This window comes from Chryseotalea sp. WA131a (assembly GCA_025370075.1).
Lineage (GTDB): Bacteria > Bacteroidota > Bacteroidia > Cytophagales > Cyclobacteriaceae > ELB16-189.
Map to the genome: position 1 here is coordinate 320,657 of CP073016.1, position 19,412 is coordinate 340,068.

Here is a 19,412-nt window from a genome sequence, read left to right on the forward strand (position 1 = left end):
AGATTATTGGTTTGTAGGAATTAGTTGAGTAACTCCGGGAATGATAAGATTACTTGGGTCTAGCGGTGACAGATACTTGAGTTCACCTTTAACCAATCCTTCAAGAACATAATATTCAAGTAGTTCAATGTCACAAGGACAATTTGAACCGTAATCTATTCCTTTTTCATTGTTATGCAAATCCATTTGCTTTTCAAGATTCAAAGAAATCGGGGTTTCAGATTCATGTGCGTCAGCGAACAGTTTCGTTAATTGTGCACCCACAGAATAAGTGTTGAGTCCTTGAAAATATGCGTGCCGGAAAGCATCAGATTTATTATTATGACCATTTTCATTAAACTGCGATATTGTTTTTTGTGTTGCAACGTCTCTGTTTTTCTTAATCTTCAACGCCTCCTGAGGAAATTGTTTTACTAAATCTTTTTCTGCTTGAGTCAGTTTTTTGAACTGGTCATACGGATCAATCTGAAAATTTTCATCTAACCATTGGTCATCTAACCACCAATTCTTTGGGTATCCAAGATCGCTTCCCGGCCAGTCATAGTATACACCAATTGGGGTATCCCCAAATTCTTCGCCACCAGTTCCATTTGTCCCGCCTCCATATGTGCCACCTCCAGAGTTATTGTTTCCATAGTTACTGTCATTCCCACCAGTACTTCCCGAACCTGATCCTCCACTAGTACTACCTCCGTTTGAGGAACTGCCTGTTTCAGAGCTTGATCCACCTCCGCCACCGCATGCTCTCTGAGCCCAAAAATAACTTCCAGTAGCTGTGCTAAGTACAAGTTCATAACATCCAGGACTTTCAGGAAACGGGGGAAGATCATTTGTCCTGCCACCTTTGCCTGATAGCGCTTTGACTGTTCTACCATCCTTTACTAAGCTCATACCAGTTACAATACCATTGAGGTCAAGACTCAATAATTTGCCAGTAAATTTTGCAAAGTCGCTACCATTCTTATACCAATCATTGGCGGGTTCATAGATAATGATGAATCCAGTTAAGCCTGTTTTGGTTTCGGTCAAAATGAAATTACTAAATTGATTCAGGCTATCAGAAGTATACCTAAATGTATAGCGGGCTTTGCCATTGCGAGGGTCAACTATTTTTATTGCTTTGTCCCATACAATACCGTTTTGGGTTGCTTTACGTCCATTGGGGCTGGAGAAAATTGAATTAACTTTCTCCTCCAGAGATACCTCCTTTAAAGGGTCTATTTCTACAATTGTCCAATTATCTTTAATTGAAGTTTCTTCCTTGTTACAGGTTGTCAACAAAAGAACAATCGTCAAGTAACATAAAGATTTAATAAAATAATTTTTCCGATGCTTCATAGTCAGGGTATTTTGTTTGTTCGGTAATTTAGTAAAAAAATTGTGCACAACGTGTGTGTTTGCGCAGTGGTGCGATTTCGAAGCCGCGTCCTATCCCACGAAACCAAACTTGGACGAAGATAAAAACTTTGAGCTACACCGCACCGCACCATTGCGCAAACATTTTGTTGGCGGTAGTACCATCTCTGACTGTTTACTAATCTGCCAGTTCGTTGAGTCTTGGTTGAATGAACCAAACTCCAAGTGGAACCATCCATATTAGAAATGCCTCTACGGCATATTCGTTAATCTTTGCAAGTCGTCCCAATTCAATTGTTTTAAGTGTCTTAGCTGCGAATAACACAGAATAAACCATTAGTCCCAAATAGATTGGAACTCCCGTGAATACTAAGATTAAAAAGTCGTCACCACTCAAAAAATTTTCATTTTCTGTTAACCAAAAAATAAAAATTAAGAGTGTCAGCGCCAATAGAAATGCAACTCTAAATCTCCAAAGTCGGAAGTTGTGTCCAACGGGCAATAGCTTATAGAGTCCATTTGGAATTGTCCAAATCCAGCTAAACACTGTCGAAACAGTTATCATTCCCACTATTACTTCAGCGTACCAAGTTTGTCCGTGTCCAGAAACACCTAAGATGTCAGCCAAGATTGGTACTCCAATCGTCAACAAAAATAATTGCCAGTGTTTAAGTCGAAGAATAAATCTCATTTGTCCTACGTTTTCTCTGTCGAGGTATTACCGCCAACTATATAATATACGCAAGTTCTCGGCTCGCCAACAATGTTAATAAATTTGTAAATTCTATCAAAGTCAATTGTCTATTTTATTGTTATAAATTTGACATTCAATCATTTATGCTGAATCCTCATGGGGGTTTGTAATTATCAATTAAAGTTGCGCATTTTGTATTGTCATGGGCTTCTTGCCTAGTTTAACAATACAAAATACGAGGCTTATTTTACAGGTTATCAAGTGGGCTTTTTATGTTTTTTAGGCTCTTTTGGCTCACATGGGTGTAGCGCAGGGTAGTATGCACATTATTGTGCCCCAGCAATTGCTGGATAAATGTTACGTCCGTTCCGCTTTCTAGCAGGTGCGTGGCAAAGCTATGCCGCAGCCCGTGGATGCCTATCGCCTTATTGATATTTGCCTTTTTTAAGGCCAATTTAAAAACCTCTTGCGCGCTGCGTGTGCTGTACTTGTCGCCATACTGGCCTTCAAACAAATATTTTTTAGGGCGATATTCCTTATAGTAATTTCGCAGTTGCTCTACTAGGCTGATGGGTAAATTTACATAGCGGTCTTTTTTCCCCTTCGCCCGCTCAATCAGCGCGTGCTTGCTTTTGCCATCTATATCGGCTACTTTCAGGTTTACGATTTCACTCACTCGCAGGCCCATGCCATAGCACAATTTCAACATGGTGTTGTGCTTCAGGTTGGTGGTCACCTCCAAAAGTTTCTTGATGTCTTTTGCATTAATCACCTTGGGTAAAGTGGACGGTTTTTTGGGGCGTGGTATCTCCACAAAAAAGCGTTCGCGCTTCAGCACCTGTTCAAAGTAAAACTTCAAAGCATTTAGCCGGCTGTGCAACGTATTCTCCGAAAGTTTTAGTTGGTTGGTGCAATAGAGAAAATAACTTCTTATCTGAGTTCCATCCATGCTTCTCACATCTTTGTCTTTCAGCACGTGCAACAGTTGGGCAAATTCATTAATGTAGGTTTTGATGGTGTTGGGGCTATAGGCCTTTAGCTGAAGCATTTCGGCCATTTGAATGAGCGCAGGTTGGTTCATCGGGTGAACGTAACTCAGCACTTCCTTGCCCACTAGCAACGGGGGCAAACCGAATTTTTGCCGGTAGTGGGGCGAATCGATTACATACCAGGCTTTTTTCGATTGGCTCCACCGCACGCCCGTCAATTTTTTTACACGTGCAATCAAACCGGCATCATAGTCAAACCGTATTAAAATCACTGGCTTGCCGTGGTGCTGGGTGGCTTCGAATTTAATTATACTATTCATTTTTTGATAAAATAAATGTACTGACTAAGATCATTTCCGCAATTGTAATGCCCGTAAATATTTTTTTTCACCTATATCGCAGCATGTGTTTCGAAGGATAGTCCACAGTAAGTGTAGTTTTTTATATTTTTATTGAATGAAACCAGCAAAAATTTATCTAATCAAATCCTTCAGCCATCCATGAAAATCGAATCAACCTATTTAAGTCCCAAGCTCAAAACATTTCTAGGATACTTGATGCTCTTGAGTATTTCATTTTTTGCCTTGAAAACATTGATTCACATTTTCACATCAGCCAACCCATTGGAGTTGAAATCCTATGACTGGTGGCCAAACATATTTCTTTATTCAGTCACTTTATCTTTTGGTGTAACGTTTGGTGCAAGAAGGGTTCAACTGATAATTACTAACCCAACAGACATAGAGCGAGTGAATGACATGGTAGAAAATTTTTTTACCATGAATGGAACCAGGGTTAAAAAAAAATATGAAAGCGAGACGACTTTTGAGTCTGTCAAAAGCTTTTATCGATTATTCAATAATTGGTTTGAAACGGAGTTGGTATGTATTAACAAAACGGAAAATCAGTTAAAAGTTGTTGGCCCATTTAGGCTAGTTGATTCACTTGATTCGAAACTAAGATTTACAAGGCCTTTGGCTTGAAGACTGGGTAGGGTTAGGGATTCTCAATTTTTCCTAATGAATTAATCAATGGGGGCCAACGGTATCTCCCACAGGGTCACTTTATTTTTGGTATCAATCAGTATCATGCGCTCATCCGTTACCAAGGCAAATTTATGGGTGCCTTCTACTTTCACTTCACGCGTAGCTTCGGTGGTCAAGTCAAAGAATTTTAGTGTGTTGCCATCGGCATAATACAATTCTTCGCCCACAAAATTGAAATTTAGAATTCCCTTTTTTTGAATATGCTCAATTTGTTTGCCCAAAATCGAAAAAATCAAAATGCCGGATTGTTGGTCGAGAACAAAAAGCATGTTTTGGTATTCGCGGAGGTGTGTAAACAATGGCTTCGTTTTAAATTGTGCGGTATCAATCGGAATCTCTGAAACCGTAGCACCCGTCATGGGGTTGATGTGCTTCAATGTGGCATCTGCCTTGTCTAAAATCCAAACATGGTTATCTGCCCGAATGCTTACCAAGTAGGGCTCAATCGCCCACGAGGCATCTATGTCAGTTTCGATCGGGTTCTCAAAGTAACGACCGTAGCGCGAAAACTTTTTGTTTGCTCGGTCAAAAACAAAAATGCTCGGATGGAACCAGGGCTCTATCAAATCAACCCGCTTGCTTTTTAAAGAAGCTACCCGTTTTCCGTTGGCATCGTACTTGTTTACCTTCCCGTTTTTCAAAACAAGAAAAAAATTTCCGAGCCGATCTACCGTGGCAGCCTTCACTTCACCCGGGTTGAATTCTTTTATTTTTTTGGTGGGTGCTTGTGCGGAGCAGATGGGAGAGGTGAGAAGGGAGATTTGCAAAAAGAGAATAATGAAGACTAGTCTAATCAGAATTGAGCGAAAATGAAGATTTTTGAAAAGGGCATTGCTTCGTGAATCCAATCGCGCCTTCCCGATGCTAGTCCCCCGCCATAACGATGACTTCATTATCATTTTCCTTCAAACTTTTTTAGTTCCACATTTCCATTGCTAAACGTGGCGTACGTATCGAAATGTACCCACTCGCCTAAATTTATATACCGGCTGTTTTCGGCTACTTTTAAATCGAGTGGCAAATGGCGGTGACCAAAAATGTAAAAATCGTGGTGATTGATTTTTTCTTGCTCCTTGCAATACGTCAGTAAAAATTCGTTCTCTTCACCGCGAAATTTTTCTTCGCGCTTGGTGTTGGCCAAGCGGCTTTTCTTGCTCCAAAATTTGGCAATTCCCATTCCAAGGTTGGGATGTATCCGTGCAAACAACCATTGGCAAAGTGGGCTATTAAAAAACTGTTTTTGAAACTTGTATAAGTTATCGCCAGGCCCCAAGCCATCGCCATGGCCAATCAATAATTTTTTATCACTCACCATTAGCGTTTGTGGTTCTCGGTAAATCATGATGCCCAATTCTTTTTCAAAATAATCGAACAGCCACATATCGTGGTTGCCGGTAAAAAAATAAATGGGCAAACCAGCATCCCGCAACTCGGCCAGTTTTCCTTGAAAGCGAATAAATCCCTTGGGGATGGCGTGTTTGTATTCAAACCAGAAGTCGAAGATATCTCCCATCAAGTAAATGCTGTGGGCGTCTTTCTTCACATCATCCAGCCAAGCAATGATTCTGCGTTCTCGTGCAAGGCTGGATTCTGCAGTGGGCACCCCCAAGTGGAAATCGGAGGCAAAGTAGATGCGTTGCTGAGTGGGCAGTTGTATTTCCATTGGCTGAAGCAGCCGTAAAAATAGAAAAAGCAATTGATTGGCAGATATTGCAACTAAACATCGTTGCTACGCGCCATGTAATTGGTAGGGTAGTCGGTGTGCTGATACACGAGAATTTTGGTGGCAAGGGCTCTTTCTTCGAATCAACGCATGCCATCTTTGCTCAATCTACCAATAAAATAAGAAGATAGGTGCAACGCTTAAATATCGCGCGGCACAAGATTTCACGACAGGTATGGTGCCACGCAGAGAGCTCAGTGCCAGTTTTGAAAGACGTATTTTTTCGTGCGGTAGTTGGAATGGCTACTTAACCGTGGGCGGAGTTTATCAGCGCTACTACGAGTTGATTAAAGTATAGGGCATTCAAGCAGTGCCTTTCGCATTTTTTCACCACCGCTTCAAAGCGAGCCCTGATACCGTTTCGCCAATGGCCAGCGATGATGTTGCCGCAGGCGAAGGCGCATTGCATACGTTTATTACGTTCTTTCCTTCCAAAATCAGAAAGTCATCTACCAATCCCCCTTCGCGGTCGCACGCTTGCGCCCGCACGCCCGCACCACCTTCTACTAAATCTTCTTGTTGAATTTCGGGAATGAGTTTTTGCAAGGCCTTGGTAAACGCAGCTTTTGAAAACGACCGATACATTTCGCCAAAACCGGTGCGCCAATATTTAGCTGCTACTTTTTGAAAGCCGGGCCACGCCAATGTTTCGGCCAACTCTTTTAAGTTCACATCTGATTTTTTGTATCCTTCGCGTTGAAATGCCAACACCGCATTTGGGCCAGCTTCTACACCGCCCTTGGCCATGCGTGTAAAGTGCACACCCAAGAAAGGAAAATTCGGATCGGGCACCGGGTAAATTAAACTCTTCACCAAATACTCTTTTTCCTTTCTCAATTTATAATACTCTCCCCGAAAAGGAATGATTTTTACATTTAGATTTTGAACCGTTAGTCGCGCTACTTTGTCGCTGTATAACCCCGCACAATTGATAACGAGTTCGGTGGTGTATGAACTCTTGTCGGTGATAACGGTTGTTGATTTTTCTGTTGAGATGTTCACTACCTTTTCGCCTAGATGAATTTCTACACCTTGCTTGCGAAGAACTTCACCATATTTTTCGGCAACGAGTTTATAGTCCACAATACCCGTTTGAGGAACAAAAATTCCTTCGATGCCATTTACATGCGGTTCGTATTCTTTCAGTTCACCAGCCGAAAGTTTTTTTAAATTTTTTAATCCGTTTTGCTCTCCCCGAACAAAAAGATTTTGCAGAAGCAGCTTCTCTGATTCATCGGTAGCCACAATTATTTTTCCGCAAAGTTCAAATGGAATAGTTTGCTCTTGGCAAAAAGCAATCAGTTGATGGTAGCCTCGCATGCAATTGGTAGCTTTTAAACTGCCAGGTTTGTAATAGATGCCCGAGTGAATGACACCACTGTTGTTGCCCGTTTGGTGTTTGGCCAGTTCAGTTTCTTTTTCGAGCACTAAAATTTTTAAATCCGGTTTCTTTTTGATCAACTGGAGGGCAGTAGCCAAGCCTACAATTCCGCCTCCTACTATTACTACAGAATATTGCACAGTCTAATTGTTTGTGGCAAAAATAGAATTTTTATTCTCTATTTTTAATGAGTGATTATCCGTCAAGCAAAAGAACAAGATGCCACTAAAAGTGAAAGAATCACTTATCCCTTGGGTATCCCAACCTCACTTTGAGAGAAGAGAAAAAATTTTAGTGAAGAATGGCTGCATGAAGTGGGAGGTCACCAGCAACCAAACGCATGTGCGAACACATCAATTTTATGTTCGCAACGGGTGGCAATTTGATTCCGATACATCGCCTACGCTGGCCGCGCGCACGAGTGCGATCATGCAATCGGTTTTTATTTTGGGGGTCAGGTAAGTTTCGATTGCTACCCGCTGGGTTGGTGGAAACAAACGTAATGGGTTCATGATTCAATTCTGGCACATACCAGCCTACACCAAAGCCATCACCATTCAGCGGTTCTTCAATTTTCTTTGGCATTGATGCTTTGGTTGACCAACGAATTTTTGGGTTGGTAGAGCAGCTTATCGATGATGATAGACGTGCCTTTATAGGCCAGTCTCACATAAAATCAATTTGAAAATGATGATTAATTTGAAAATTTGAAGATTGGTCTTTTGCACAAAGCTTTGTGTTATTTCAAATTCTCATTTTAAAACTAACCAAATAACCTGAGATTCTATCCCATTTTCAAATTGGCTAATTTTCAAATTGGTTTACTTTTTCTTTTCGGTTTTTTCGAAGGTCATCGAAACAGAATTCATGCAATACCGTAAGCCGGTTGGTTCGGGACCATCGTTAAACACATGGCCCAAATGACCTCCGCAATTGCTGCACACCACTTCATCACGCACCATGCCATGACTTGTATCAGTGCCAACATCTACTGCTTTTTTATCGATTGGTTGATAGAAACTTGGCCAGCCAGTGCCAGATTCAAATTTGGTATCGGATGCGAACAGGGCTTGGTGGCAGCCAGCGCAATAGTAGGTTCCGCGCTCGTGGTTGTCCCATAACTTGCCCGTAAAAGCTCGTTCCGTGCCTTTTTGTCGAAGTACCTCAAATTGTTCTGGAGTCAATTGTTTTTTCCATTCCATCTCAGTTTTGGCCAGGTAGGCTTTCGGTTTTGCTTTTTCAGCATCAGCACCTTTGTTTTTGGTTTGGCAGCTAACCGATAGGGCAGTGGTCAATAAAAGGGCAGCCAGAGTTAGATTCATCATTGTTTTCATTATATTTAGTGATGGTGAGATATACGTTCAATAAACAGATTTGGATTAAAATGTTTTTAAAAGAAGCCAGTGCCGTCACCAGGCGGACAAATCCCTTTTCAATCTTTAACCTATTTGTTGTTGGAAAATCCCTTTTTTTCCACAATTTTTAGGCATAACTAATGTACTTTTGATGTTTACTAATACAATTACCCAACCCCGATGAGAGTAAAGCTGTTCCTGATTCTGTGCTCAGTGAGTTTCTTCGCTCAGGCCCAAAACTATGAAACCAAGAAGGTATATGTTCACAGTTTTGCGAGGATGATTCAATGGCCAGAAGAGAGTAGGGTTGGTGATTTTGAGATTGCGGTGCTTGGTGAAACCCCCTTCTTCGATCAGCTTATCGAAATGGCATCTAAAAAGAAGTTGGGCGACAGAACCATTAAGGTAATCAAATTGGCAACCATAGCCGACTTAAATAAAAGTCACATCCTAGTTTTACCTGCAGCACAATCGGCTTCTTTGGCAGAGGTGCTTAAAAAAATTGGCACCGGTTCTACTTTGGTGGTAACAGAGCAAGATGGCTTGGCCCAAAAAGGAAGCCATATCAACTTTGTGTTGAAAGATGGAAAACTGGCCTTTGAACTTAATCAAAATGCCTTAGTAAAAAACAAATTGAAAGCCGCTAACGAACTTACTCGATTGGCCATTTTACTCTAATCATGTTTACATTTTAGCTATGGAAAATCCTTCGAAAAAAAAGAGCCTGAATATCAAGCTGAACATTGGCAATAAGATTTTTGGTGGGTTCTTAATATTGATTGTGCTGTTTGCCATCAATGCCACCATTATCTTCCGCACAGGTAATACCATCAATAATAATGTAATGGTGTCAAAAGAAACGGTTAACCCGTTAAGAGATGCCATTAATGAATTGATTACGTTGGTGCACCGGTCGCGCATGTTGGCTACCAACTGGGTGTTTTTGCAAACCAACGATGATGACAAAAATGCCTTGCGCTCCATCGTTAATGGTGAGTATAAAGGATTGAAGGAAAAGATAGAAAAACTGATGGTGAATTGGGATGCCGATAGTTTGGAATCAACGTTCAAGAAAGATAGCGCGCAGCGAGTGTTGATGACCAAGGCGCTTTACAAGTTCGATACTTTACTCATAGGCACGGAAGAAAACATCATGAATGCCCTCACGGGTTTTGATTCCTATGAGGACCCCACCACCAAATTATTGGCGGGTGATTATGTGGATCAAGTGATTATTCCACAATCCAATGATATCATCAAATTGCTTTCCGCCATTAGACTAAATCAAGAAAAATTAACTCAGAAATCATCCGATAGCATGAGTTCGTCTACCAGTAATTTGATTCGGATCACGCTAATATTAGGTGGCGCCATTGTGGTGTTAGGACTTCTATGTGCCTACTTGCTCATTCGATCTATAACAGTGCCCATCAACTACATTAAAGAAGTGGTTGTAAAACTTGGCAGAGGCGAGTTGGTGGAAGACAAAGGCCGCATTTTTAGTAATGATGAGATTGGCGAGATGGCCTTTGCCACCGATAATTTAGTAAATGGATTAAAAGCTACAACCGGCTTTGCTGAAAATATTGGTAAGGGAAATTATGCTTCAGACTTTACCCCCTTAAGTGAGCACGATGTGTTGGGCAATGCATTGATTAACATGCGCAACAATTTGGCCCGTGTGGCCGAAGAAGATAAGAAGCGTGCGTGGGCATCGGAAGGATTGGCAACGTTTGCAGAAATTTTGCGAAGCAATAACTCGGATGTTCAAAAGCTCTGCTATGAGATTATTGGAAGTTTGGTAAAATACCTCAAGGCCAACCAAGGAGCGCTCTATATTATTGATGACGTAACCGATGGCGATGAGCAAACCATGAGCATGTTGGCGTGTTATGCCTGGAACAAGAAAAAGCACGTCAATCAAAAAATTTACAAAGGGGAGGGATTGGCCGGACAAGCTTGGCAAGAGATGGACACTATTTACTTAACCGATGTTCCGCAAAATTATATTCGCATCACATCTGGTTTGGGCGATGCCAACCCAACTTCAATTTTGATCATGCCGCTAAAAGTGAACGATCAGATTTTTGGTGTGGTAGAAATCGCCTCCTTCTCTGCAATGGCAGAGCACGAGATTGAGTTTGTAAAACGCATTGCCGAAAGCATTGCATCAACGGTTTCTTCGGTAAAGGTAAATGCCCGTACCACCAAGTTATTGGCCGAGTCACAACAGATGACAGAAGAGATGCGTGCGCAAGAAGAAGAGATGCGCCAAAACATGGAAGAGTTGCAAGCCACTCAAGAAGAAATGCAGCGTGGTCAGTCTGAATCTGCGTCTATCGTTGCTATCGTTAATGAAGGTTTTAACACTATTGAATTTGACACCGATGGAAATATTTTAAAGGCAAACGATAACTTTTTGAACGCCATGGGCTATTCTTTAGATGAGATTGTTGGTGAGCATCACAGCATTTTTATGCCAAAGGAAGAACGAAATACGGATGCTTATCGTCAATTTTGGAAAGACTTGTCCGTTGGCAAAGCAAAGTCAGGCGAATTTAGAAGAATCAATAAAAATGGTGAAGAGGTTTGGACTTTGGCAACTTATTCACCTTTACGAAATCCGATAGGTCAAATTAGTCGACTTATGAAAGTTGCAATAGATATTACAAAGTATAAAAGGAAGTAAGACTCTTTACAGCAAAAAACCCCTCCGTCTGAGGGGTTTTTTGTTACCTAAACCTAAACCTATGAGAGAATTACTCTACTCTGCATATAAGAACGGAGAATGGTTATTGGAGTTACATTCTTTGATAAAAAAAATTTAAGCGCGATTAAGTGCTAAAATCTGATTGGGCTAGCAACTCCCAATAAAACATTATTTTTTTAGCTTATCGGCAAATTGCTTTTTGAATTTATCCACCTTTGGCCGAATAACGTACTGACAATAGCCCTGATTGGGGTTCAGCTCATAATAGTTTTGATGGTAGTCTTCAGCAGGATAAAAAGTGGTCAAGGTTGTAATTTCAGTAACAATCGGGTTTTTATACACATGCGATGCTTCCAATTGTTTTTTATAAGCCTCCGCAAGAGCTTTCTGATTTTCATCGGCATAAAAAACGGCTGAGCGATACTGTGTGCCTTCGTCAGCGCCTTGGCGGTTTAAGGTAGTAGGGTCGTGGGTATTCCAAAAAACTTCCAGCAGCTCTTCAAACGAAACCACCGCAGGGTCGAATGTGATTTGGGTAACCTCGGCATGGCCGGTCATACCCGTGCAAATCTCGCGATAGGTTGGGTTTTTGACTTTGCCACCAGTGTAGCCCGATACTACTTTGGTGACGCCTTTTACGTTTAAAAACACCGCTTCGGTACACCAAAAGCAGCCTGCGCCAAAGGTGGCGGTTTGTACATTAGTTGTTTCCACTTTTTTAGTTTGAGATTGTGCCTTTGCCTGAAGAATTGCCACCAGAGCAAAGGCGGTTAGTAATTTTATCATAGCTAGGTCTTATAACTTAAACTAGGATAAAATGGTTTAGAGCGGTGCATATTTGTCGTGCCTTTGTCAAAAGTATTGCTAATACCTACTATAAAACCCTCTCAACTGCTGTGTCAAATTGTTCTGCAGGTTGCTCATCGCTTGCTGATATAAGTTATCATCGTTAGGGTATCCTTCTGCTCGTTTGCACAAATTTGCTTGGTCACCATTCAGTGCACGCACATCGCCTTTGTAGGTCGCCCAATCATACTGCCAGCGAGCAACCCCATCTACGGTGGTGTTTTGCAAATACGAATTGTTGGATGCATCGGTGATAGTAAGAGTAGCCTCACTTTTGGCATTTTTTACTTTTGTATAAATGGTTAAAGTGGCCTTTACGGTTTCCATCACATCTTGTGTTTTGCCATCGGGCAATTTTTTCTCTCCTACCTTTATACTTCGCTCAATATTTTCTGTTCGTGATGAAAGCATCGCGCGGTTGTCCTGATAAAACCTATTGAAGACCAATCGTAGTATTTGCTGAGGAGGAACCGTATCGCGTTGGGCTACCGGTTTAAAGGACAAAAACTGCCGCTGCAATGAATTGATGATGGGCTGAAAGCTGCCGTAGTTGATGCGCGAGGCATTGATTTCTTCATAAGCCACGCGTAGCGTAGCGTTAAACTCAGCTTGATTCATCATTTCAATTACCTCGCGGTAGCCTTGTTCATAGCCATTGGCTTCTTTAAATGCGAAGTAAGCTTGCTTGGCATCGTTTCGCGTGTTTTTCATCATGAACTGAATGCCATCTTGATAGCTCTCTTCAGCTGCCTTGGGCTTTGCATCGGCCAACTCTTTAAATTTGGTTACGGGGTTGGTGATAACCTTCATCGCGCCCAGCGAGGTTTTTATTTGGTCGTTGAGATTATTGATTTTAGTGTAACCGTCTACTGCGTTGCGCCACTTGCGTGGATTGTCGGAATTGATGCCGTTTTGGATACTCATGTTGATGAAATCTACGGCCAGCGGATAGGCTTGTGTCAAAACAACGGTAGCCTTTTTATGGGTGGGGCTTCCGCGCAAGCGATTGACTGAGTTTATTACAGCATCGTAATAATCGCCTTGCTTTAAGGCAGCTTTTCCAGAAGAGCATGAATCGAAGAGGATAAACAAAAAGAAAAGGGCAAGGATTGCCAGAAACCGATCTTTCATAGCCAGCTAAATTTAGCTTGAAGTTACCCAACTGACTCGTAATCCGGAAACTTGGATGGGTAAAACTTTGGTAATTGGTAAGTGGTGTTCGGTGAAAGATTTTTAATTTGTGATTGGTGAATTGTGATTTTTGATTGTGCCGACCCTACCAAAAACCGATTACCAGCCATAGAACAATCATTACCGGCCACCAACTACCAACTACCACTCACCAACAACCACTTACTAACTATTTCCCAAACAAATCCACCAGCACATCGTCAATCAAGTTGTGCCAACTGTCCTAACTGCGGCCTTCGTTGTTTTGGCATAAACGGTAGCGCTTTTGGTGGTGTCGTATAACGAACTGAGCGTGGCAGTGATTTCATGCCCCTTCAAAAAGTTAAACGACAACCAAAACAACAAACAAATCACTAAGCTTCTTCATAGGAGCAAGTTACTCAATTTTTGATGACCACTTCTTCGGATGAGCGAACCCTAAGTGACAATAACGCACCTATTATCATACAAACGCCACCGAATACCAAAACATAGATGGTTTGACCGTTGAATACTTTGTTTAGCAAAAACCCTAAAACAGTTGCTGCCAATATTTGGGGGATTACAATGAAGAAGTTAAACACTCCCATGTAGTAACCCATTTTTTCGGAAGGCAACGAGCCTGAAAGCATGGCGTACGGAATAGAAAGAATGCTCGCCCAAGCAATCCCAATTCCTACCATCGAGGCGAGTAACATATCGGGGTCTTTGATGAAGTAAATGGAAAGCAAACCTATACCACCGCACATCAACGCAATAAAGTGAGTCACTCTTCGGCTAGTATACTTGGCTAATATTGGTAAGAACAGAGCGGCTAATGCGGCAATGCCGTTGTAGATACCAAACAAAACACTCACCCAATCGGCTCCTTCGTTGTAGGCGGTTGAGGTGGTAGCAGTGGCGCCATAAATGTAACTCGTTACGGCAGGTGTTGTATAAATCCACATTGAGAATAAAGCAAACCAAGAAAAGAATTGAACATAAGCTAAATCTACCATTGTTTTGGGCATGCTGTTTAAATCTTTTACCATGTGCACCATGCCTAGGTAGGAGCGACCTTGCCGAATGTAAAGCACTGCTAATAAATGAACCATTCCGAAAATAAGAAGACCACCCCCCAACACGTAAAGTTCTTTTTCTAATTCCATGTAGTTGATAATCCATAGCAAAATGGTTCCCAATAGAACCAGCACCATTCCTACTTTTGATAAGAGTGTTTTTGTTCCTTCTTCATTATCAATTTTTCGTTTCTCTCTGTTTCGCAAATTTTGATGCTGAACTTCTGGCGGATATTCTTTAGTGGTGAACACCGTCCACATGACGGCAGTGAATAACATGAATGCACCTAGGTAAAAAGAATACTTTACGGAGTCGGGGATTTCCCCATCTGGCGCTGTATTGCTTACATGCAACCAATTGGTGAAAATGTATGGGAGAAAAGAGGCAACGATTGCACCAATGCCAATAAAAAAACTTTGCATGGCAAAGCCAGTCGTACGTTGTGAAGGTGGCAGCATATCACCCACAAAAGCCCTGAAGGGTTCCATGCTAATGTTGATAGAGGCATCCATTATCCAAAGTGTGCCCACGGCCATCCATAAAATATACGCATTGGGCATTAAACACAATCCGATGGAGGCGAGTATGGCACCGAGCGCAAAATAAGGTCTTCGTCTGCCCCACGTTGGATGCCAGGTACGGTCGCTATAGAAACCAATAATAGGTTGTACGATCAAACCGGTGATGGGAGCAGCCGACCAGAATAAAGCTAGGTTATCAGGCTCTGCACCGAGTGTAGAAAAAATCCGACTGGTGTTAGCGTTTTGCAATGCAAAGCCAAACTGTATTCCTAAAAAGCCAAAGCTCATGTTCCAGATTTGCCAGAAACTTAGTTGAGGCTTGGCGGCTGTATGCGTTATAGACATGTAGACAGGTTAAATTCAGGATTCAAGATATAGATTTTGCTGAAATGGTCAATGGATATTTTAAGCTGGGATGGTCAGATTTTTACCAGAACTGCTAAGCAATTGAATAACGAGTTGCCTGCTAATGGGCTTGAAGTACGGTGGACTCGAATATGAAGGCTTGGAATTCCTCGCAATGGTAGATTACCTCTTACTTTTTCCGTATGCTCATAAAATTTTTCGACTTTACTTTGTTGATGGCCATCGCCTCGCGCAAGTAGTATTTTACTTTAGCCACCGGTATTTTTTCGGCCGCTTCAAAATAGACTTTTTTGATGTGGGCGGTATCGTCACTAAAGAGTTTGTATTTGTCGTTGATCGATGCGCCTTCCACGAATCCCAAAATCACTTTCTTGGTTTTCTTTTCGTAATTGATGTAGCACAACAACCCATCTTTACAGTAAAAGGGGCAATTCCATTTGATGCTTTCCTCTACGGCTTTCACCGTTTCAAAAATTATATCGCGCAAAACTTCTAACGTTAGTTTCACGTCATCGCGTTGAGCAAAAATATAGTTATCTACGGCTGAGCTATATCTTCTGTCCACACCTAAGCAGCCTTATACAATCGAATCCCGAAAAGGAAAATCACGACATAACAAATAATGGGCAGCAAATAGGCGTTGGCCACCCCATATTGATCGGCCACCCAACCCATTACCGGAGGGAACACCGCACCACCCACCACGCCCATCACAATGATAGACGCGGCTTTTTCTTTTAAATCGCCCAAGTTGCGCAAGCCCAAACCAAAAATGGTAGGGAACATGATCGAGAAGGTAAACTGCAAACCAATCAAACAGGCAAATGAAAACCAACCGATGTGTTGTGAAATACCGATGCAGAAGAGAATACTTCCCAACGAAAATAATGCAAGCAATCGATTGGGTGCTATAAAATTCATCAAATACGTGCCAACAATTCTACCCACTAACATCATGGCCATGCTTAAACTAAAATAGTAAGCAGCCGATTCATCACTCATGCCGGGCATGTGCTTTACGGCATAGTTAATAAAGTATGCCCAAGTTCCACCTTGCGCGGCCACATTAAAAAACTGGGCGATGGCCGCCCACCGAAAATGCTTGATTTTGAAAAGGTCTTTGTACCCGCGGGTACTTTTGTCGATCGGTATTTGAACATTCGGAACTTTTACAAACCAAAAAGCAAATGCAATGGCCAGCACCACCAAGCCAATGGCGGCATACAGTATTTTTACAGAAAATAAATCAGCTTGTGTTTCTCCTGTTAAGGTAGCGCGTAAAATAAAAAATCCACCGAGTAGTGGCCCAATAATAGTGCCCACCGCATTGAAGGCCTGCGATAAATTTATTCGTTGCTCCGAGCGTTCCTCATCGCCCAACGATGCGCTGAAAGGATGAGCCACTGCCTCTAATGTTGCCAAGCCACATGCCAAAACAAATAATGCTATTCTGAAAAACGTAAATGATTCTGCACCGGCTGCTGGAATAAAAAGAAAAGCTCCTATCGCATACAAGCACAAACCGACCAGCACGCCATTTTTGTAACCATATTTTTTCATCAGCCATCCAGCCGGAATTCCCATAACAAAGTAGGCACCAAAGAGTGAAAACTGGACGAGACCAGATTGTGCTAACGAAACATGCAATACTTTTTGAAAGTGCCGATTCAAAGCATCGCCCAACGAAAGTGCAATGCCCCACAATAAAAACAAGCTGGTAACAAAAATATAAGAGGGTAGGTACTGCTTGCGTACCAATGGGATTTTTCCATGTAGATTGAGAAGTTATTTGTCTGGCATTACGAAAGCCAAAATGATGTACAGCAAAAGGCCGGTGCCAAAAGTTAAAAAACCGACTACAAAAAGAACGCGCACAAGGGTAGGGTCTAAATCAAAGTATTCCCCTAGTCCGCTGCACACCCCAAATAGTTTTTTCTCTCCTTTTGTTAACCGTTTTGCCATAGCCTTAATTTTTATAAAAGAAATTTTAACATCTAAAACTACAATTTTTATAGGGAAATCCTATGAGCGCATCATAATTCTCCACCCAGCCGGATAGAGGTTGTTCAATCGGTTGCCCAATAAATTTACCCAACCCAGTGGCACACCTTCGTACATCACCAAAGCAAAACCCTTTTCGCCTTCACCAACGCTAAGCACATCTTTGCGTAAGTAAGCCAAGGCTTCTTCAAGGCTAAGATCTATTTTCTTAAATCGATCGGTGTGCACGTGCACTGACAAGGCCAAGGCATGCTCGGGAATAAACTTATCATGCTTCTGGGTGGCCACGGCTGTGCCACGAATCACGGGTTTTAAAAGATGAAACAAGGTGTTTAGCGCTGAAAGATATGGTGTGGAGACGGAAAGAATGTATTCATCCCGTTGAACGAAGGTATGGTTGTGTGGCATCATCCAATCATGTAATGCCTCGTTTGCTTTTTTGCTAATGAGCGTAACATTATTTTTCAACCGAAAGCTTTTCGCTGGCTCATGTGATTTCTTCCGAACAATAGCTAAAAAAAAGCCTTCGCCATTCACCCGGTGCGGGTAACAACGGTACCCCAATACATTTCCATTTTTCACTTCTTCCACTCCCCAACTTGCCTCTAATTTTAAGGAAACAAATTCTACTTGCTTGTTATTAGCGAGCCATTGTAGATTCTGTTCGTTCTCTTCTTCGCTGTAGGTGCACGTGCTGTACAACAAAATTCCTTCTTCTTTTAATGACGGCCACACATCGGCTACAATACGCTGTTGCCGTTGGGCGCATAACTGCACATTACCCACCGACCATTCTTTCATCGCAGCTTGGTCTTTGCGAAATAGTCCTTCGCCCGAGCAGGGCGCATCGACCACAATCAAATCAAAGAAACCGGGCAGCAACTGAAAGTCGATGGGGTCATTGCTGGTCACCAGTACATTTTCATATCCCCATTTTTGAATATTCTCGGAAAGGACCGAGGCGCGCGCGCGAATCACCTCGTTACTGACCAAAAAAGAATCAGGAGAAAGCAAACTCAACAAGTGCGTGGATTTTCCTCCGGGTGCGGCACATAAGTCCAGTGCCACAATGGGCTGCGTTACTTCCATCGATTGCCTTACACCTTGTTCAATCAACATCGAGCTGGCCTCTTGCACGTAATAGACTCCCGCATGAAAAAGTGGATCGAGTGTAAACCGAGGGCGCTCCTCCAAATAATAACCCGCCTCCGTCCACGGAATTTTTTTTTCGGGTACCTTACTTTTTTTTAAAGGATTGAGGCGAATGCTGGTGGGCGAATTTTCTTGCAACGTTAATTGAAAAGCTGGCCACTGCTCTCGTAAGCGCGCGCGCATCCGTGTTTCAAAGTCGGGTGGGAGGGTCATTTCTTAAAGTAAAACAGCTTGCAAGTCCTTCAAGCATAAAGGTAATCAACGCCTTGAACTTCCAATTTCTAACCTCTAATTTCCAGTTTCCAACCTCACGCTTCGATTTCACTTCCACCCATGCTCTCCCAGCAGCGGCACAAAAGCAAAGTGGTCAAACTCTTCTTTTATCAGCTTGCCATTTTTTTTGGAGACGCGCACCATCTTCTGTTTCGTTTGGTCGCCCACAGGTATAATCATGATCCCACCTTCGGCCAATTGTTCGGTGAGGGCAGTGGGCACAATCGGTGCACCTGCGGTGACGATGATTTTATCGAACGGAGCTTTGGTGGGCAAACCCTTGCTGCCATCGCCAAAAAGAAAAAAAGGTTTGTAACCAAGCGTGGGCAGCAGCTCTTTTGTTTTTTCGTATAGCTTGCGCTGAAATTCTATGGTGTACACTTTCGCGCCCATCTCCACCAGCACGGCCGCTTGGTAGCCAGAGCCCGTGCCGACTTCCAATACTTTGTCGCCCGGTTTTATGTGAAGCTTCTCGGTTTGAAACGCCACCGTGTAGGGCTGCGAAATCGTCTGTCCCTCGCCAATGGGGAAGGCCTTGTCCTCGTAGGCGTGGGTCAGCAGGGCATCGTCAAAAAAAACGTGCCTGGGCACTTTTCCGATGGCTGAAAGCACTTTTTCGTCTAAAATGCCCTTTAAACGCAATTTCTTCACCAGTTGGTTGCGTAACCCTCGCTGACGGTAGTTTTCCTCTATCATCCTCAAAAATTGAGATTTCAGCGTAAAAAAGGGCTTTTTTTATGGGTAAACAAAGTTTTGAAAAATCTTTAGGA

At 42.4% G+C, this 19,412-nt stretch carries 20 protein-coding genes; 4 read left to right on the forward strand and 16 right to left on the reverse strand.

Features of this window, described 5'->3' with window-relative positions:
* Positions 1 to 3: 3 nt before the first annotated feature.
* The 3 genes from KA713_01520 to KA713_01530 form a co-directional block, all read right to left on the reverse strand.
* A complete protein-coding gene (locus KA713_01520; GenBank protein UXE67313.1) occupies positions 4 to 1,338 on the reverse strand; it encodes a hypothetical protein in 1,335 nt (444 codons plus the stop codon).
* A 196-nt stretch (positions 1,339 to 1,534) separates the two neighbouring features.
* Complete coding sequence (locus tag KA713_01525) at positions 1,535 to 2,047, reverse strand: hypothetical protein (protein UXE67314.1); 513 nt, start codon at positions 2,045 to 2,047, stop codon at positions 1,535 to 1,537.
* Positions 2,048 to 2,297: 250 nt separating this feature from the next.
* Positions 2,298 to 3,359, reverse strand: a complete 1,062-nt coding sequence (locus tag KA713_01530) for a site-specific integrase (protein UXE67315.1) — start codon at positions 3,357 to 3,359, stop codon at positions 2,298 to 2,300.
* Positions 3,360 to 3,539: 180 nt separating this feature from the next.
* On the opposite strand from KA713_01530, the gene KA713_01535 reads away from it, so the two are divergent.
* Positions 3,540 to 4,022 (forward strand): hypothetical protein, encoded by a 483-nt coding sequence (locus KA713_01535; GenBank protein UXE67316.1) that lies wholly within the window; start codon positions 3,540 to 3,542, stop codon positions 4,020 to 4,022.
* 41 nt (positions 4,023 to 4,063) lie between these two features.
* Here the strand turns inward: KA713_01535 and KA713_01540 are convergent, their stop codons facing one another.
* Both KA713_01540 and KA713_01545 read right to left on the reverse strand, forming a co-directional pair.
* Complete coding sequence (locus KA713_01540) at positions 4,064 to 4,978, reverse strand: hypothetical protein (GenBank protein ID UXE67317.1); 915 nt, start codon at positions 4,976 to 4,978, stop codon at positions 4,064 to 4,066.
* A 2-nt stretch (positions 4,979 to 4,980) separates the two neighbouring features.
* Positions 4,981 to 5,748, reverse strand: coding sequence for a UDP-2,3-diacylglucosamine diphosphatase (locus KA713_01545; protein ID UXE67318.1), 768 nt, complete (start codon positions 5,746 to 5,748; stop codon positions 4,981 to 4,983).
* Here KA713_01545 and KA713_01550 point away from each other — a divergent pair.
* Positions 5,748 to 5,939, forward strand: coding sequence for a hypothetical protein (locus KA713_01550; GenBank protein UXE67319.1), 192 nt, complete (start codon positions 5,748 to 5,750; stop codon positions 5,937 to 5,939). The two genes, KA713_01545 and KA713_01550, sit on opposite strands and share 1 nt — an antisense overlap.
* 196 nt (positions 5,940 to 6,135) lie before the next feature.
* On the opposite strand, the gene lhgO is transcribed toward KA713_01550, so the two are convergent.
* The 3 genes from lhgO to msrB form a co-directional block, all read right to left on the reverse strand.
* Positions 6,136 to 7,329, reverse strand: a complete 1,194-nt coding sequence (gene lhgO / locus KA713_01555) for an L-2-hydroxyglutarate oxidase (GenBank protein ID UXE67320.1) — start codon at positions 7,327 to 7,329, stop codon at positions 6,136 to 6,138.
* Positions 7,330 to 7,480: 151 nt separating this feature from the next.
* Positions 7,481 to 7,774 carry a hypothetical protein gene (locus KA713_01560; protein ID UXE67321.1) on the reverse strand — a complete coding sequence of 98 codons (294 nt, stop codon included), beginning with the start codon at positions 7,772 to 7,774 and terminating at the stop codon, positions 7,481 to 7,483.
* A 236-nt stretch (positions 7,775 to 8,010) separates the two neighbouring features.
* Positions 8,011 to 8,523, reverse strand: a complete 513-nt coding sequence (gene msrB / locus KA713_01565) for a peptide-methionine (R)-S-oxide reductase MsrB (GenBank protein ID UXE67322.1) — start codon at positions 8,521 to 8,523, stop codon at positions 8,011 to 8,013.
* A gap of 201 nt (positions 8,524 to 8,724) precedes the next feature.
* Here msrB and KA713_01570 point away from each other — a divergent pair, with 201 nt between their 5' ends.
* Positions 8,725 to 9,222 (forward strand): YfiR family protein, encoded by a 498-nt coding sequence (locus tag KA713_01570; GenBank protein ID UXE67323.1) that lies wholly within the window; start codon positions 8,725 to 8,727, stop codon positions 9,220 to 9,222.
* Between the two features lie 19 nt (positions 9,223 to 9,241).
* The gene (locus KA713_01575; GenBank protein ID UXE67324.1) at positions 9,242 to 11,233 is read left to right on the forward strand and encodes a PAS domain S-box protein; all 1,992 of its coding nucleotides are present in this window, start codon (positions 9,242 to 9,244) and stop codon (positions 11,231 to 11,233) included.
* A 189-nt stretch (positions 11,234 to 11,422) separates the two neighbouring features.
* Here KA713_01575 and msrA read toward each other — a convergent pair whose 3' ends face one another.
* The 8 genes from msrA to KA713_01615 form a co-directional block, all read right to left on the reverse strand.
* Entirely contained in the window at positions 11,423 to 12,040 is a 618-nt protein-coding gene (msrA, locus tag KA713_01580; protein ID UXE67325.1) for a peptide-methionine (S)-S-oxide reductase MsrA, read from the reverse strand.
* A 78-nt stretch (positions 12,041 to 12,118) separates the two neighbouring features.
* Positions 12,119 to 13,231 (reverse strand): hypothetical protein, encoded by a 1,113-nt coding sequence (locus KA713_01585; protein ID UXE67326.1) that lies wholly within the window; start codon positions 13,229 to 13,231, stop codon positions 12,119 to 12,121.
* Positions 13,232 to 13,671: 440 nt separating this feature from the next.
* Positions 13,672 to 15,138 carry an MFS transporter gene (locus tag KA713_01590; GenBank protein UXE68993.1) on the reverse strand — a complete coding sequence of 489 codons (1,467 nt, stop codon included), beginning with the start codon at positions 15,136 to 15,138 and terminating at the stop codon, positions 13,672 to 13,674.
* A 247-nt stretch (positions 15,139 to 15,385) separates the two neighbouring features.
* Positions 15,386 to 15,781 (reverse strand): DUF1801 domain-containing protein, encoded by a 396-nt coding sequence (locus KA713_01595; protein ID UXE67327.1) that lies wholly within the window; start codon positions 15,779 to 15,781, stop codon positions 15,386 to 15,388.
* A 2-nt stretch (positions 15,782 to 15,783) separates the two neighbouring features.
* A complete protein-coding gene (gene fucP / locus KA713_01600; protein ID UXE68994.1) occupies positions 15,784 to 16,980 on the reverse strand; it encodes an L-fucose:H+ symporter permease in 1,197 nt (398 codons plus the stop codon).
* A gap of 21 nt (positions 16,981 to 17,001) precedes the next feature.
* Positions 17,002 to 17,178, reverse strand: coding sequence for a PspC domain-containing protein (locus KA713_01605; protein UXE67328.1), 177 nt, complete (start codon positions 17,176 to 17,178; stop codon positions 17,002 to 17,004).
* Positions 17,179 to 17,238: 60 nt separating this feature from the next.
* Complete coding sequence (locus KA713_01610) at positions 17,239 to 18,582, reverse strand: rRNA methyltransferase (GenBank protein UXE67329.1); 1,344 nt, start codon at positions 18,580 to 18,582, stop codon at positions 17,239 to 17,241.
* Positions 18,583 to 18,690: 108 nt separating this feature from the next.
* Complete coding sequence (locus KA713_01615; protein ID UXE67330.1) at positions 18,691 to 19,344, reverse strand: protein-L-isoaspartate(D-aspartate) O-methyltransferase; 654 nt, start codon at positions 19,342 to 19,344, stop codon at positions 18,691 to 18,693.
* Positions 19,345 to 19,412 lie beyond the last annotated feature (68 nt).